6 protein-coding genes and 2 pseudogenes are annotated in these 16417 nt (G+C 60.5%); 4 read left to right on the top strand and 4 right to left on the bottom strand.

What is annotated here, in order from left to right:
* Positions 1 to 2096: 2096 nt before the first annotated feature.
* A pseudogene (gene xopAD / locus OHD58_RS19915) lies at positions 2097 to 9989 on the top strand (XopAD/skwp family type III secretion system effector); the annotation flags it as partial.
* A 93-nt stretch (positions 9990 to 10082) separates the two neighbouring features.
* Here xopAD and OHD58_RS30615 read toward each other — a convergent pair.
* Positions 10083 to 10322 carry a hypothetical protein gene (locus OHD58_RS30615; protein ID WP_244425879.1) on the bottom strand — a complete coding sequence of 80 codons (240 nt, stop codon included), beginning with the start codon at positions 10320 to 10322 and terminating at the stop codon, positions 10083 to 10085.
* Positions 10323 to 10328: 6 nt separating this feature from the next.
* Here OHD58_RS30615 and OHD58_RS30610 point away from each other — a divergent pair, with 6 nt between their 5' ends.
* On the top strand, positions 10329 to 11045 hold the full coding sequence (locus tag OHD58_RS30610; protein WP_318528276.1) for a Ulp1 family isopeptidase: 717 nt from the start codon (positions 10329 to 10331) through the stop codon (positions 11043 to 11045).
* A gap of 121 nt (positions 11046 to 11166) precedes the next feature.
* On the opposite strand, the gene OHD58_RS19910 is transcribed toward OHD58_RS30610, so the two are convergent.
* Positions 11167 to 11316, bottom strand: a complete 150-nt coding sequence (locus OHD58_RS19910) for a hypothetical protein (RefSeq protein ID WP_006206560.1) — start codon at positions 11314 to 11316, stop codon at positions 11167 to 11169.
* Positions 11317 to 11561: 245 nt separating this feature from the next.
* On the opposite strand from OHD58_RS19910, the pseudogene OHD58_RS19905 reads away from it, so the two are divergent.
* Positions 11562 to 11651 (top strand): annotated as a pseudogene (locus OHD58_RS19905) (AAA family ATPase); the annotation flags it as partial.
* A 271-nt stretch (positions 11652 to 11922) separates the two neighbouring features.
* On the opposite strand, the gene OHD58_RS19900 reads toward OHD58_RS19905, so the two are convergent.
* Complete coding sequence (locus tag OHD58_RS19900; RefSeq protein ID WP_081482321.1) at positions 11923 to 12102, bottom strand: Ulp1 family isopeptidase; 180 nt, start codon at positions 12100 to 12102, stop codon at positions 11923 to 11925.
* 1353 nt (positions 12103 to 13455) lie between these two features.
* Positions 13456 to 13812 (bottom strand): hypothetical protein, encoded by a 357-nt coding sequence (locus tag OHD58_RS19895; protein ID WP_040583823.1) that lies wholly within the window; start codon positions 13810 to 13812, stop codon positions 13456 to 13458.
* 2139 nt (positions 13813 to 15951) lie between these two features.
* Between OHD58_RS19895 and OHD58_RS19890 the strand changes: the two genes are divergently transcribed.
* Positions 15952 to 16125, top strand: coding sequence for a hypothetical protein (locus OHD58_RS19890; RefSeq protein ID WP_156788644.1), 174 nt, complete (start codon positions 15952 to 15954; stop codon positions 16123 to 16125).
* Positions 16126 to 16417: the final 292 nt, after the last annotated feature.

Here is a 16417-nt window from a genome sequence, read left to right as displayed (position 1 = left end):
GCTGAACAGTTCGGCAGTTCGATCGTCGCCGCCGCGCACTCGTCACCTCCGAATCCCTTCGAAGCCAGTGAATCACCGCTGCGGTCCGGTGGCGAGTGCCTTTTTCAACAGCCTGCTAGCGGTCGAGTGCAGCTTGTGGTGACGGCATGAGGCAGTCGAGCCGCTCTGGTCTTGAGCCAGACAACGAATGCCGCGAACTGCCCGAGTTGCCGACAAGACTACGCCCCTGCTCCGTGCCTGCGCCGGCCCGAAGGCGTCCGCGTCTTCCCAGATTCTGGCGATCTTCGACTCCACGGCTTTTACGGTCGGCACAGCGCTGGTGGATCGTTAGAAAGCCGATCTCATCGGTTGTCGTGGGACGAGCTTGCAGTTTGCCTCACGCCTCAACTCCATAACGAAGACAGCGGCGTCGCGGCCAACCTGTCCGCGACGGGCACGAGGTTGGTGCTGTCATAGAACACAACCCTATAGGCGAACCGATCCCCGCAAGCCTGAGCCAAGTCCTCAGGCCGCAGTCACTGGACTTCACCGTCACGGCCGACTTCACATCGATCTGCAAGATCGTGCCGTCGGCGCGTTCCAGCAGGATGTCCACCCTTGCATCTGCTGGTCGCGGAAATGGTAAGGCGTCAATCGCATGTCCGACGCCGTATCCATCTCTGGCCGAACAGCTCGCCATTCTCGCTGCCTGACCAGCAACGCAACAATCCTCCATGCGTCCCAATTTCGCCGTTACAACAAGAGCTTCGCGAAGCCTGGAAGGAACCCGGCCTTTCGGTGGACCAAAATTCAATCTTTTAGGAAGAACGATATCCCGGTCAAACGCAAGTATCTGAGAGTAATTGTTCTCCTGGCCGATCTCGCACCCGGTTCCTTTGAAATCATAATATTTGCCGAGGAAGGATAAAATTGCAAAATATTCAATTGACGTATTTCTTTATCATCCCGAGGCAGTCGGCAACCTGCAAATCCGTTAGGTGAAATATTTGAGCCGGATACCTCAGTATAGGCCTCAGCAGGTATTCGGTTGACGAATTTTAGATTTTGTCCGTGGACATTCTAATCCTTCTGGTTGTCGCGAGGTTTCTCCCAGATCGCCCGCGCTATACCCGAATTCGGCTGTGCGCAGGTCAGGTCTACGTCAGGTGCAGGGGATAAGTTCGATGCCACAGCGCACAATTGAGCAAAACCAGAGCGCGCGCACAATTGTGCCAAAGATGACGATCCCCGCTTGCCGGCTGTGGCGAGTCGCGTCTCGTCGGCGCAACGCAAGCAGTTCCGCCCTGCGGTGTTGAAACAACGCAGTTGAGGACGCCGCAGCGGCAACGTGTGGCCAAGCGTTCTAATCGGCGCATTCACAATTACTTGGGAGACGAATTTTGAAAAGAGTTGACCGGAGTTTGAATGCGCCCAGCGGACAAGACACGCACCGGCCCCATCCGGAATCAGATCTTGACGGTGGAAAAGATGGCTCGACGTTCAGTTCCGTCGTCCAGGGCTTGCGCCCTGAAAATCGAGAGTTAGGGGCCCCCTCCGGTCAAAGGCCACCTTCGGCCAGCGATGTCCGGCGCGGCCCCTCAACCGATCCCTCCGTTAATACGCGTGAGCGCCAGGCCGGTTCTCGCTACTTGCCGCACAGGGACGCACCAAACTGGGAAAAAAGTTCGTCGCGTTCCGGTGCGGAGGGCCGCGATGCCGATCAGTCCAGGGCATCACTACGAAGTGCCTCTTCCCCGCACAGGCAATCCGTATCCGGCCTGGACCATAGACCGAAAAAGCGGCGCCTGGATAGCGGCGCCACGCAGAGCACGCAAAGTGCAATATCCGGCCTGGACCACAGACCAAAAAGGCGGCGCCCGGATAGCGACACCACGCAGAGCACGCAAAGTGCAATATCCGGCCTGGACCACAGACCAAAAAGGCGGCGCCTGGATAGCGGCGCCACGCAGAGCACGCAAAGTGCAATCTCAGAACAACAATCTAACGCAGCTCTAGACGCGATTTATTTCGCCCGTGACATCGTTGGATTCTCGCGTGCGGTGGTGGAGTATGACAAACGGCTGCAAGGGGCGGGCGACGGGATCCATGCAGCCTTCATGCAAAAGGCCGCCGCCCAGTTCAGAAGTCAATTTGTCCCTTGCTTTGAGGACGATATCCGCCGCGGGAAATCATGGGGCTACGCCACGGCATGTAACGCGGTGAGCCGCGAGGCTGGAGGTCAGGAAGGTGTCGAAGCTTGCAAGGCGATGGCTGCTCGGGTGGCGCAGCTTCATGGCACGTTGGCGCTCCGAGTCGACCCCAAAGCTCTTTCGCTCTTCGCTTCATCATTTGGTCGGCATCCGCAGTCGAAGACATGCCGCAATGGAACGATCAGCATCGCCGAATTTTGCCGCGATGAGGGCAAGGCACTTGGGGTGCTGAAAAGTCAAAGTCTGGCGTTGCTGGTGAACGGTTTCAGTAAGTGGGCGCAGCGGTCGGAAACTCGTGAGGGCACGGAAGCCGTCGCCAGGGAGGTCGGTTCTCGCGCCGACCGCCGTGTCCAGCTCTCTGATTTTACTACGCAAAACCTGGCGAACCTAGTGAACGGCTTCGGCAAGTGGCCGGAAGAGGAGTGGTCTCGCCAAGCCACCGGAGCGATTGCCGATGAGGTGCTCCGTCGTGACCACCGTGCCCGGCTCTCTGATTTTAATCACCAGGACTTGGCAAATCTGGTGAACGGTTTCGGCAAGTGCCCGGAAGAGAAGGTCTTTCGCCAAGCCACAGTTGCGATCGCGGGCGAGGTGCTCCGCCTCGACCGCCGTGCCCGGCTCTCTGGATTCACTCAGCAGGAGCTGGCGAACATGGTGCACGGGTTCAGCAAGTGGCCGCAAGAGGCGGCGTCTAGCGAAGCCGCAGGCGCGATGGCCGGTGAGGTCATCCGTCGTGACCGCCGTGCCGGGCTCGCTGATTTTAGTCACCAGGACTTGGCGAACATGGTGACCAGTTTCAGCAAATGGCCGCAAGAGGAGTGGTCTTGCCACGCCATCGGAGCGATTGCCGGTCAGGTCGGTCGCCGCGTCGCCCCCGGCGAGTTCGGGCTCTCTGATTTTAATCACCAGGACCTGGCGAACATGGTGAACGGTTTCAGCAAATGGCCAGACGAAGCGGTCTATCGCCAAGCCACAATCAAGATCGCCAGAGAACTCTCTCGGCGTGACCGCGAGGAAGGGCTCGCTGATTTTACTCCGCAGGAGCTGGCGAACCTGGTGAACGGGTTCAGCAAATGTCCGGACGATGCGGACTATCATGAAGCCACAGTCGTGATAGCCCGTGAGGTCATTCGCCGCCGCGCCCAACTGCCTAGTTTTGCTTACCAGAATCTGACGAACCTGGTGAATGGTTTCAGCAAGTGGCCACAACAGGCGGACTGTCGCGATGCAACACTCGCGATCGCCCGTGAGGTGACGCGCCGCGACGACCAGTCATCTCACCTTACTCAGCAGGCGCTGGCGATATTGGTGAACGGGTTCAGCAAGTGGCCGCAGGAGGCCGAGTGTGGCCAAGCCATGGTCGCGATCGCCGGTGAAGTCACGCGCCGCGCCGCGCGCGGCGACGGGCTCTCTGACTTTACCACCCAGGGACTAGCGAACATGGTGAACGGTTTCAGCAAATGGCCGGATGCATCGAACTGTCGCGACGCAACGGTCGTGATCGCACGGGAGATTCTTGGCGGTGATGTCTGGCTCTCTAATTTTACTTCGCAGGAGCTGGCGAACCTGGTGAACGGCTTCAGCAAATGGCCGAAAAAGGAATGGTCTCGCCAAGCTGCCGGGGCGATCGCGAGCGAGGTTCTTCGCCGCGGCGTCCGACTACGTGACTTTACTCACCAGCATCTGGCCAATCTGGTGAACGGTTTCGGCAAATGGCCGGAGGCACCGGACTGTCGCGACGCCGCGGTCGCAATCGCCGGTGAGGTCTTTCGCCACGCCGACCAATTCTCTCGTCTTACTCAGCAGGGGCTGGCGACATGGGTGAACGGGTTCAGCAAGTGGCCGCGAGAGGCGGTCTGTCGCGATGTAACACTCGCGATCGCCGGTGAGGTCTTTCGCCGTGACGACCCGTTGTCTCATCTTACTCAGCAGACGCTGGCGATGTTGGTGAACGGGTTTAGCAAATGGCCGCTAGAGACGGCGTTTCGCCAAGCCACAGTCGCGATCGCCAGTGAGGTCAGTCGTCGCGCCGCTCGCGGCGAGTTCGGGCTCTCTGATTTTAATCACCAGGACTTGGCGAACCTGGCGAACGGATTCAGCAAGTGGCCGCAAGAGGCCGAGTGCCAGCAAGCTACGGACGCGATAGCGCATGAGGTCCTTCGCCGCGACGCCCGGCTCTCCGATTTTACTCACCAGCATCTGGCTAATCTGGTGAACGGGTTCAGCAAGTGGCCCAACGGGGCGGATTGTCGCGAGGCGACAGTCGCAATTGCGGAGGAGATCTGCTGGCGCCAGCTCTCCGATTGTTCTCCGCAAGAACTAGCGAACTTGGTCAACGGATTCAGCAAGTGGCCGGAAGCGGCGGCATCCCTGCAAGCCACAGTCGCAACGGCGCATGAGGTCCTCCGCCGCGGCGCCGGGCTTCGTGATTTCAATCACCAGGACCTGGCTAATTTGGTGAACGGGTTCAGCAAGTGGCCGGAAGAGCCGGACTGTCGCGCCGCAGCCGTCGCAATCGCCAACGAGGTCCCTCGCCGCCAGCTCTCTGACTTTGCTCCCCAGGGACTAGCGAACATGGTGAACGGTTCAAGCAAATGGCCGGAAGCACCGGAGTGTCGCGCCGCAGCCGTCGCAATCGCCAACGAGGTCCCTCGCCGCCAGCTCTCTGACTTTGCTCCCCAGGGACTGGCGAATATGGTGAACGGTTTCAGCAAATGGCCGGACGCCCCAAACTGTCGCGACGCAACGCTCGTGATCGCACGCGCGGTTCTTGGCCGTGATGTTATCCGGCTCTCTGATTTTAATTCACAGGGGCTGGCGAACCTGGTGAACGGTTTCAGCAAGTGGCCAGATCAGGCGAGGTCTCAGCATGCCACAGTGGCCATCGCGCATGAGGTCCTCCGCCGCGCCTCCTCGCTCTCCGATTTTACGCACCAGGAGTTGGCGAACCTGGTAAACGGTTTCAGCAAGTGGCCAGATCAGGCGGGGGCGCAGCAAGCCACAGTCGCTATTGCGCTTGAGGTCCTCCTCCGCGCCTCCTCGCTCTCCGATTTTACGCACCAGCAGCTGGCGAATCTGGTGAACGGTTTCAGCAAGTGGCCGGAATCGCAGGACCCGCGCGACGCCACGTTTGCGATCGCGGGTGAGGTCCTTGGCCGCGCCGAACTCTCTGATTTTGCCCCGCAAGGACTGGCGAACCTGGTGAACGGTTTCAGCAAATGGCCGGACAGCGAGGATTGTCGCCAAGCCACGACCGCAATCGCCGGGGAAGCCGGTCAGCGCCAGCTCTCTGATTTCGCTCCGCAAGGAGTGGCGGCCTTGATGAACGGGTTCAGCAAGTGGCCGGAAGAGGCGGCGTGCCGGCAGTCGACGATAGATATCGCGCGAGCATTGGGTACTCGAGAGCAACGATTCGGTGTGTTCACCGCACCTCAGCTGAGTATGCTCGCCAATGCTCTGTCGCGAATGATCATGAGGGCAGAGGAAAGTGGGGACATTACGGACGCCGCACTGCCGAAGGATCGATTGCACAAGCTCGCACACTACCTGCACTATGATAATGATCGCCTAGGGCAGGCTAACGTTCTGCACATCACAACCATTTTCAAGGCGCTGGGTAAGGCTCGGTTGTTCGATGATCTCGGTTTGCTCGCACCGACAGGTTTGAATCTGCTCTCGGAATTGCGTAAAGCCCCTGATTTTACGACCCAGAACGATCTGGAAACTATGGGCAATCTGTGTACTGCTCTGCTGCCGCTAGCGCGCAGCCCACAGAAGCCGCTGCGCTGGCACCGCACGCAAGCCCTCAACCTGCTCAACGACCTCCAACCCGCGATAGAGCAGAAGATCGAGGCGCATCTGAACGCAAGCGATGCCGAGCGCACCCGTGGACCGCTTGCGAGCCGCTGCCCCGCTCTATCGATCTATCAGACGCTCAAGACCCGTGCAGTCCTAGAGAGATTGTTCAGGCCACCGTATGTCGAGGGCAAGAGGTCCGACTTGCGGGTGAGGCAGCAACGGCTGGAGAGCAAGACCAAGGAGATCCTGGAAAGGACGCGGGGCCTCATTGAAAGCGACCTATCCAGCATGAGCTGGAACCTGATCGCGCAGATCGAGGCCGACAGTCCAGTTGATGCGCTGGACTTATTCATGGAGCAAGATGCGGAGGCGATCCAAGCGCAACATCCTGCATCGTTCTTCGACGTGCATCAGGTCTTACGAACCATGGATCACGAGCCCAGATCGCCGCAGGGTGACGCGGGACTGATGCAGTTGCCGGTGGTGGACATGTTGGGGCGGAAAGTGGCCACGGAGCCGGAGAGACGGTATTCGATTTTTCATCGCTTGACTGCTGGGGCAGTGAATGTCGTTGCGGTGCAGCTTCCAGGAACCCCGAGCGCCTTCATGCTGGCGCGTACGGTGAGCGTCAACGGTGTGCCATACCGCGCGGATCTGTTCGGCGGCAGCAAGCTAAAGCCGCCGCGATTGACCGTGTCTCGGATTGCGGCCCGTGCTCCAGGCGAGCTGGCAAAACCTACCGGGGGAAAGCTGCTGGCGATTCCGTATGCCGAAACCGCACCGGGCACGGCCTTTGAGCAGCTGTCGCGCGCCTGGGCCCCTTTCAAAGAGGCCTATTATTATACCCAGCGCAGAGGTTTTGCGGCGCCTCCAGCGATTAAAGGTATATCTCCGCACGACTATGCGCTGGAAGGCGCCTTCAAATTGGTGTTGCTGCCAGACCGTCCTGCCAACGAGGAGCACCCCTTCAAGCTGACGGGGCCGAAAGGCCCGATCGCCTTGCGACCGCATGACGGCTGCGGTTTCATCAGGGCCTCGCTGGCCAACCTTATGCCAGCTGTTCGTCGCGGCGGCGAACAGGAAAGTCCTGACCGGGTGCTTGCCTTTGGCGAGGGAAGGAAATCACTCCTGCCAAGCTCGGCGTTGCAACATTATCCGCGCGCCGAAAAAGTGGCGGATGAGGCCCGCGAAAAGGCCAAGTCCTGGCTTGAAAGCCGACAAAAGCGCGAGTTGACGTCCGAAGAGCTGTTTCGCGTCGTGACGGCCGGACACATTGATGGCCTCGGCGCGGTAGCCGTACCGTCGGGCGATGGCTACCTCCATGTGCCAACGCTCAAGAGCGAGACGTTAAGCGGCGGTGGCGTGCTGATCGGGCGATCTCCTTATGACAAGCCCAACCTGCGCCCGTTCGCCCCCGACCAGGTCAGATCAGCCGTTGACGGAGGCCCGACTACGGCGTTTCTCGATCAGTGCGTGACCATTCAATACAGTTTCAATGTCGCCCAGAAGTCGGGGCAGGAACTGGCGACCGACGATCCGACTTTCTTTGCCAAAGGGCTTCTGATCGTGGTGCCGGACGAGATGTGGCCGGCCGACTTCGCCGACCAGGGGCTGGTGATGTCCGCCGAGGACGTCAAGTGCCATTCGAACTGGACCACGGGCAAGGACCGCGTGAAGGCGGACACGCCGGTCGACTGCGTCGGCATTCTGCAGGCGACCGAGGTGTTCGCTCCGGGCTCGCTGGTTGCCGTCCCGATCGGGGAGCAGAAGAAACTTGATGGCGACTTCGACGGGGATAGCCTCGTCATCATCGGCGACCGGCCGCAGCTTTACGAGCATGTCAGGCAATTCGATCAAGAGGAGCAGGCGCGCGGCCTGCGCTCGCTCAAGCCGCCAAAGTCGCATACCCCGGCGATTGAGGACGGTCGCTACAAGTTCGGTCGCGCCAGCCAGATCCTGGCGGCCACGCGCAATGTTTTGGAAATCTATACCGGCCTGCAACGAGGCTTTCTCGCTCAATCCCATGAAGCCCGGAAGTGGTTTGCCGAGCGTGCCATCTTTGGTACCTACGAGGGAATTCACCAAGAGCTCAAGCGAGACATTCGAGGCTTGTTGGAGCAGGAACAGGTCAGTGCTCAGAACGTCCAGGACAAGCTGGAGAAGGCGCGGCACGAGATCGAGCTGGCAGAGCATCCGGTCGCGCGCGAGATGGCCACGTTGCTCCTCACCGAGCTCGAGGCGTGGGCCGCGAGCTCGGATAAGCAAGACCTGCCCGAAACGGTCACCAGCGCGAGCGAGGGACATGTCGCAATGAGCCAACCGCTCTGCGAGCTGTTCCCGGAGCTGGCGGAGACCTTTTCGGCAACGGCTCAGCCACTCGACCGCATCCAGCTTCTCGTGGACCGTTACCCTTCGCGCATCGACCCGCGACCGGATGGTTACAATCCGCATGACCTCGTGCAAAGCGCAAGCAATCTGCTGAGCCTAGGCATCAAGGTCGGAACCGACGCCTATAAGTCCGACACTGGCGCGCACATCTTTATGTTCAAGAGCAGGCAGCTTCAGCGCTTGCTGCAACAGACACCAGGGTTGAAATCGGTGCCTTACGCCAAGAGCATTGCCGCTCCCCTCATCCAGGGTACCTTCGATGTCGATGCGACCCTGGAGGATCTGAAGGAAAATCCCAGTCTGGCGGCTTCAATCATGGAGACCTCGATCCACCTCGCGACGGAGCAGGGCATTTTGCGCAAACCCTCCGGCCGTCAGCCCGAGGCCGAGGATTCCGCCATGACGATCACACTGACCCGCCTGGAGGCCTCGGAGCGCGCCCAAATCGAAGCAGCCCGCGCTCAAACCGAAGAGAAGGACATCACCTTGACGGCAACTGCGGTCGCCGAAGCCCTCAGGAGAGCCGACATCAAGGTAAAGATGCCCCATCTCGCTCAGCGTTTGAGATCGGAAAGCTCGATGACAGGCCAGCTCATTGGCATGCAGGTCCCGTTTGAGGCCGGCACCCAGCTGATCGGCAACGCTGTGCGCCACGTCTTCGAACTCCCTGATGAAGATTTTACACGTGGCTTCAAGAAAGCCATTCTAGACTTCGACGAGAGCGGCTATGCCGAGATCAGCACGACCAACTGGTTCAGGACGCGATCGCCGACCTTCGTCGGCATCAAGACTGTGCTCGCCACGCCTGGCGGCTACCGCTTCGAGGTAGAGTTCCACACGCCAGACAGCTACAAGGCCAAGATCGACAATCACGATACGTACAAGGAGCTGCAGAAGCTGCTGGAGCTGCAGCGAGAGAGCGGAGAGTCCCTCGATCAGTCCATAGCCGAGCAACTGTTGGAGCGCGTGCGACAGGCCTGCAACAAGGTTGTCATCCCCGAAGGGGCCATAGGGATCCCCCACTGGGAGGCCGACGCGGATAGCACAGTTGTTGCCAGCCTAGCCCGTCGGCTGCAAGTGGCCCCGTCGAAACGCACGGGGCGGTCCCAGATCGAAACAGAAATTCTTGGCGCCCTGGGCACACGACCGATCGTGCTTGTTGGCATGAAGGGCGCCGGAAAATCTAGTTTTGGCCGAGCACTCGCCAAGCGACTAGGGCTGAGGTTCGTCGATTCCGATAAAGAGATCGAGGTGAAGACGGGCAAGTCCATCGCCAGGATTCTCGCTGAGGATGGCGAGGCGCATTTCAGGCATCTTGAGGTGAATAAGATCAGGCAGTCGCTCGAACAAGGGCCAGCGGTGCTCGCAACTGGTGGCGGAGCGTTCATGATCAAGGAAGTCCGGGATCATGTCGGCGAGAAAGCGGTCTCGATCTGGCTCAATACCAGCGAGGACGTGATCCGGCGGAACCTGAAGCACAACACCAGGCGTTCGAAGATGCAAACCGCCGACCAAGACCAGGCCGTCACAGAGCTGATGCACTTGCGCAATCCTACCTATAAGCTTGCCGATCTAACGATTGCCCTGCAGCACCAGCGGGATCTCAAGAGCGCGAATGTTTGCGTGACCGCGCTGCATGCCTACCTTTGCGGCAAGGAGGCGCCGGGCCTTGGCTCTGCCGGACAGATAGCCGATCGGATACTTGTGTCAGGAGCGCGGGACGATGCAGAACAGCGGGCGGAAAATACGGGCAATCAAGCCACGTCGAGCACGCAAGGCGTCAAGGTCCTCACTGATCCTTTCGCTGCGTCGCGCGCAGGTGAAATCCGCCGGTATGCCCTTCAGGATGAACAGATTGGCGATGCTGATCACCAGCAGGAACAGCGCCGAGATGCTGGTCTCGACGCCGCCGTCAATGCTGTGAAAATCCTCGAGGCGACCGGACACGTCCCTATGACACGCTTCTCCACCAACGGTGAGCCCACCTCCACGGCGCGGGAGCCGGACGGGCGCATTCTTCCCACCCCTCACGCTCGAGTTGCCCAGACGGATGAACCGGCCTCTGGCTCGGGCAGCGCACCGCAGGATCGGCTGGCGCTCGGCCCCACCGATTGGCTGACCGACGCCCATATCACTGCGGATTACGGGCTCCTGGGCCAGGAGTTGCAGGGACGTTCTCCGGATCTGGCTGCCCGGACGCGCCTCGTGGATCCCCTCATATCATATCAACTGCGCTTGATCCCCGAGCGCGATGCACTCGGCGAATTCCAGCGCATAGTCCATAATCAGAATGAGGAGGATACGGCCGACTTCCTGTTCCTGCCAGTGAACGATGGCCGTGCTGGCGTTCCTGATAGCGGCAGCCACTGGTCGCTGCTGCTCGTTGATCGCCGCGACCGGGAAAACCCGGTCGGCTATCACTACGAATCGCTGGGAGAGTACCACCGCCCCATTGCAACGGAGTTCGCAGCAAGGCTGGGCGCCCGCCTGCGGCCAGTGCGCATGGCCAAACAGCACAACGGTCATGATTGCGGCGTCTTCATGCTGGAGGCCACGCGGGAGCTGGCTCGACGGTTGGCGCAAGAACCGCGGCTGCGGCGCGAGTCGCTGCACCTCGACAATCTGGTCGCCGATCGGCGGACCCTCCAGGAGCGGCTCGCGCGAATTTGATGACGCGCTCGGGCTGATGGAGCTGGCTGGGGGCGCTCTCGCCGGCACCAGAGCCGGCCCAGAATAGCCTCCTCCTGAGGGAGGCGATTTCTGCGATGAGTTGTCCGGCGATGAAACGAAATCAAGTGGCCACGTCAAACTGTTTGGCGTGCTGTCGGGGATTGAGGTTGGTATGCCCTGTTTTTCTCGTGGCATGGACCGTGGCGCCATTCAGGATTGGCTCCGTCACGCCGTCCAGCCCCAGCATGGCGGCCTCGATGACGCTCGACATCGGCCCCGGGACAGGTCCCGCGCTGGAGCTCGGTCCGGAAACCGGCCCGTTCATACGGGCGCTGCTGTCGCGCGTGGGGCGGGAGAAGGTTCTGACGCTGATCGGATCCGCCCCGGATTTCGCAGCGCTGCTTAAGCGGCGGTTTCCCGCTGCCCGGATCTTCGAAATGGATGCCGTCGGCCTGCGCCATGTATCGCTGTTCCAGAGGCCAGTGTTTGGTGCCGCCGTCACCGGGCTGCCGTTCCGCCGACGCCGTATTGGACCAGCTTGTTCACAATGCCTATCGCATCGAACTCAACGGCGAGAGCTTGCGAAAACAGAAAGCCGTGACCACCAATCAACTACCCTGGCTTGACGCACACAACCGGTTCAGGTCAAAAACCTGCACGATCCAGGGGCACACTAACCGGACCGCATTGAAAGGCTTGAAAGATAAATTCTTGCGGTGGTGAGAAAGGACGACAGCGCTCGCCGCCTGAGAAGAATTCCCGGCGTGGTGCCGAAGCATGAGGGAAGCGATGGCGCTTGTAGCCGGCCGGCGAAGTGTTCATGCACGTGCATATATCGCGACGGCTCCTCACGGTGCGCCACCATGAGATCGCCCCCTCAGCCCAAACGGGGATCAGCCCTAAGCCGCTCCTGGAGTGCCTGGCGATCGGCGACCAGATTGTCGAGGTGCAGGGACCCGTGCCGCAGCCGCGGTTTTTGCGCCAACCGTCGAGTCAGCTCCCGCGTGGCCTCCAGCATGAAGACGCCGCAATCATAACCGTTGTGCTGTTGGGCCATGCGCACTGGCCGCAGGCGGGCGCCCAGGGGCCGAGCGCTAGCCGATCCTGCGGTGCGCTGCCCGAGCCAGAGGCCGGTTCATCCGTCTGGGCAACTCGAGCGTGAGGGGTGGGAAGAATGCGCCCGTCCGGCTCCCGCGCCGTGGAGGTGGGCTCATTCGGTCGAATCCGGCACGTGTGAAGCCGCCGGCCGCCGAGCGACCGAGGTCTTCGTCGACCGTCTCGATGCGAGACAATATTGCAGGGCGCTGCTCTCACGATTGTGGAGGACCTGATGGGCCGAGGATAGCCGAACATACAGGATCGCCTTGCGCTCCAGATGATGCGGCCTGATCTTCTCAGACATCATGGCGCGCCTCCTGTCGTTCCCGAGCGAGGTCGCCGTTGGCGTGGTCGAGGATCAGGCGGATCATCAGCTTCATCAGCTTCATCAGCTTCATCAGCGTCCGGCGCGTCTCGGCGGGCAGCGTCTGCCATTGCGGCGTCTTGCTGCGTCTCGACAGCGTGCGGATTGGAGAACAGATCGAACTGGTACCTGGTGAGCTGGCGCGGCATGGACATCTCCCCGATTCGCGTCGTGAGCGCCCAATGCTGCGCTCGAATCTCGCATTTGCGATGGGGTGCCCGAAGCGGGTGCTACATCCTGCAGCAGGGTCGCCAAGGCGCGTAGCGCAGCAATATCGACATGGGAGCGGCGCCAACCTGCCAGGCGGCACTAGCCGCCCGATCAAACATCCAGGCTGGAATCTCCAGCCACCGATCGGATCCCCGACCAGAGAGGCTGCAACGGAAACCCTCTCTACCAGCCTTCTCGACCACCTCATGAATATGGGCCAGGCTCCCGGCCCAAGGATGCCACGGGTAGAAAAGCTCGTGCTCCGCGATCCCGTGGGCGTTCTGTCGTCGTGTTGTCTAACGAGGTGCGCCCGCATGGGGCGATCGGGCACAAGGCCCCGATCTCGTTGCTTAATCCCGATGGCGCCGCCAGCCCGCCATCGTGAGAAAGCCGGGAAACTCTACCTTCCGGCGGTCTAGAGAATGGTATCGGGGTAACGAAAACAAATACTCTAATTGCTGATGGATGAAAGTTCAGCCGCAGGTCATTTTAAGCGAGGCATTATAGACGAGGCACAATTAACCCCAAACCCAAAGCCAGCCAAAGAAGCCACCCTCCGGAAAGTTCGGATGCTTCTTCAGGAGTTAACTCGGTTACTCCATAGGTTGACATAACGGTTTTCATTGTTGTCTCCCTTTCGAATGAGAAGATAAGTCAGTGACGACGGTTGGCAACTCAGGCCGTCGCGCAAAGGGAGTAGCAAGAGTTGCGCCAACGTTAGAGAAATAAAATCTGCATTTATTCAACGGCTTCTGAGAGTGCGGCGGCGCGCCCGCCGAACAAAACCGTGTCGCGGACGCGACAAACCCGACTGTAGAACTGGACGACGCAAGCGTACTCGGGCGAGCGGCAACGAGTAAATGGTACAAGTCCAGAACAATGAAGAGGTAGTGATCCGTCACTTGTCGCCCGCATCATCCGCTCGACCAGGATGGCGGTGTTGGCGCCAATCCCGGCTGCCTGACGGATCAGGTTCGCCGGTTTCGTGTTGGCGTAGCGCTGGTGCGCCTTGGGGATGTGCTCGTTGACGGTGGCCGCAGCGCTGCCGACGAGATCGGCGCCACCCTTGAGACCGCCAATCGCAAGCGAAAGCATCGCGAAGTTGCGGGTCCGCTTCGCCGGCGCTGGGGTTTCCGGCTCTTTCGGTCTGCACCGAGCCAACGTGTTGGCCAATACGGAGGGCGCCGTTCTTCAGCCCACTTCAGGATAAATACGAACGCGTGGACCGCCGTCCGTTTCTACGAACTCGCCCCTGTAGGGCACGCCGCGGATGTTGAAATACGTTGGGCGCCCGGGTTCCGGCATGAGGTGCTCACCCTCTAGTGCTCGAGCAAGGTAGTTCGGAAGCAAGCGTTCGCGGTGCTGCCATCCCCCGCGGATAAGATACCCAAGATCCGCTACACCCTGACTGGATGGCCCAGCTTCATTTATCTGCCGAGAGGATGACGCGGCTTCATCTCCCTGCCTGGCGCGAGGATGATGGATGAGACGAACGTCGCTGCGCCCTGCGGGCCCCAGCGTGACCGAGTACCGCTCACCGTTGATGTCGACCCGCCTTGGGCCGAACTGGTTTGGCAGGAGGTTGACGTTCTCCAAGACGTCTATCAGGATAGCCGAGGCGGATTGAGAGCCGTGGCGCCAGCCCTCGCCCACAACAGGCCCAATATCCGGCACCTCCTGCGGGGGCGTTGGTGGCCCGACGAACGAGGGCTGTCTGGTATGGCCAGGCACATAGTCATGCAGTCCATACGGTGTGGGTGGACTCAGATTAACGAGGGGCTCAAAGTCGCCATAGAAGTCTGACGACGCACCTGCGGCAGACGATGGTGTCGCTGGTTCTAGCATATACTCCCTGAACCAATTCCAGGCTCCCTCGCTTGGTGCGCCTGTGGATGGTGTTGCGGGACGCTCTTGCGAAGAGCTAGGCTGCGGGCCGCGGTGTGGTGCAGGCGACCATGATGCAGGTTCTTGCATATGCCCCCTGAACCAATTCCAAGCGCCCTCGCTTGGCGTGCCTATGGATGGTGTTGCGGGACGCTCTTGCGAAGAGCTAGGCTGAGGGCCGCGGTGTGGTGCAGGCGACCATGATGCAGGTTCTTGCATGTGCTCCCTCAACAAAGTCCAAGCGCCCTCGCTCGGGGAGGCTGGCATTGGGGGAAGCTCTTGCGATGACGCGGGCTGCCGAGCGGGAGTTAACCCCAGCATTTGGTTTGCATCGAGCACCTGTTGGTATCGCTGGAGCCTGAGCAAATCGGGCTTGATTTTGGTGTCCTCCGCTTGTTGCTTATACTCCTCAACATCTTGGGCGAGCCCATGGGTGAAGAGTCTGCCAGCCATGGCGCCCCTGCCATGCCCCTGCAGCCAATCACTCAGTCTGGAAAGACGACGAGCCTGTCTGTCGACGGTGTCCGGCTCAACCCTGCCTGTCGGCTTTTCCGCTGCAGCCCACATGTCGATGAGAGTCGCGTCTGCGGAATAGGGAGCCAGGCGGTGGCTGCTGGTCGACAAGACGTTTCCGGCCTGAACATCCCGAAGTTTGTTTAATGCTGCCTTGGTGCGCCTGGTACCGCTCTTGCAATCCGTCGCGTAGGCTTCCAAATCGCGCTCCAACCCAGGTTCGAGCTGAGGGTTGCCAAGCCTGCCCGCGATTGGCGCCCTCCCGTTCCTGCTAAGCCAGGCGCTGAAATTGCGCACGTCGGCTTGAGCATTTCGAATGGTGCCGTCGCTCATCCGGCCTGTGGCTCGGCTTCGAAACTCTTCCAAGAGCGCCTCGTCTGCGTCAAAGACACCGCGTATGCGGGACGGTTGCTTGGCGTGATACACTCGAACGCTCGTTGAAACGACCTCTTGCTGCACTGGAGCGCCAAACGCCTTGTCGCGGTGGCTCCCGCTGAACGCTTTCCCCACACCTGACTTGATGCGCGACCACAGTCCGCGGTTCTTGCCTTTCTTCGTCTGGACTTCGGGCTGCGCCACAGGTGACGAGGTGTAACGTGCGCTGCTGAACGGATCAGGACGAAGACTGGACTGCGGCGGCACTTGGCTCGTCCCTCCAAGGTGAGCTTGGGGGATGTCGACGCTGTGGCGGCTGCCGCTGAAATAGCTGTCACTCGGCGTAAACCGAGGCGGCGTCCGCATGGAAGCGCCCATGTCACGCCAGGCCCCTCCACCGCGCTTTCCGGAGAGTGCATCAGGCGAGCCATCCTCACCGGAGCTCTCATCAGAGGAACTGAGTTGCAACTCGCCAAGCTGCTCCTCAAAGCTCGTTCGCTGGCGCGCATGTTCCGATTGCTGGCCCGGCGGCCGTTGATAGTACGCTCGCGCGAATGCCTCCACATCAAAATCGAACAGGTTGAAGTTGTTGTTCGTTCGTTCCATGACACCTCACAAATCCGCACGGCAAACTGAAATCTGGCGCACGTCAAAGCGCTGAGTAAGCGGCGAAGCCTTCGGCCGATAATCCGGGTATCGGAATCTGAAACCAGCACAACGATGAATCGTATTCACCGCGACCAAGGCTACCGCCAGCGACCCTTACGCAGCATCGCCGCCTCGCTTCGAGGCTCCCATGCTAGGCGACGTAGCTGTTGACAGGCTGACGAGCCTCAGAAAATTGTCCGGGACGCCTGCGGCATGTCGCCGTTCCCGGCCAGGAATCCCTGTCACGTACGCTCTGATCTGGGTCGGATGGTGCGGCGAT

Origin of the sequence: Mesorhizobium sp. ZC-5 (assembly GCF_025753855.1) — a bacterium.
Lineage (GTDB): Bacteria > Pseudomonadota > Alphaproteobacteria > Rhizobiales > Rhizobiaceae > Neomesorhizobium.
Note: the sequence above shows the minus strand (reverse complement) of the source record. Positions and strands in the feature narration are given on the sequence as shown.

Excerpts from the sequence above, each read along its gene's own strand:
- OHD58_RS30610 (WP_318528276.1), top strand. The coding sequence starts at position 10,329 with ATGACACGCTTCTCCACCAACGGTGAGCCCACCTCCACGGCGCGGGAG.
- OHD58_RS19895 (WP_040583823.1), bottom strand. The coding sequence starts at position 13,812 with ATGCTTTCGCTTGCGATTGGCGGTCTCAAGGGTGGCGCCGATCTCGTC.
- OHD58_RS19910 (WP_006206560.1), bottom strand. The coding sequence starts at position 11,316 with ATGTCGAGCGTCATCGAGGCCGCCATGCTGGGGCTGGACGGCGTGACG.
- OHD58_RS19900 (WP_081482321.1), bottom strand. The coding sequence starts at position 12,102 with ATGGCCCAACAGCACAACGGTTATGATTGCGGCGTCTTCATGCTGGAG.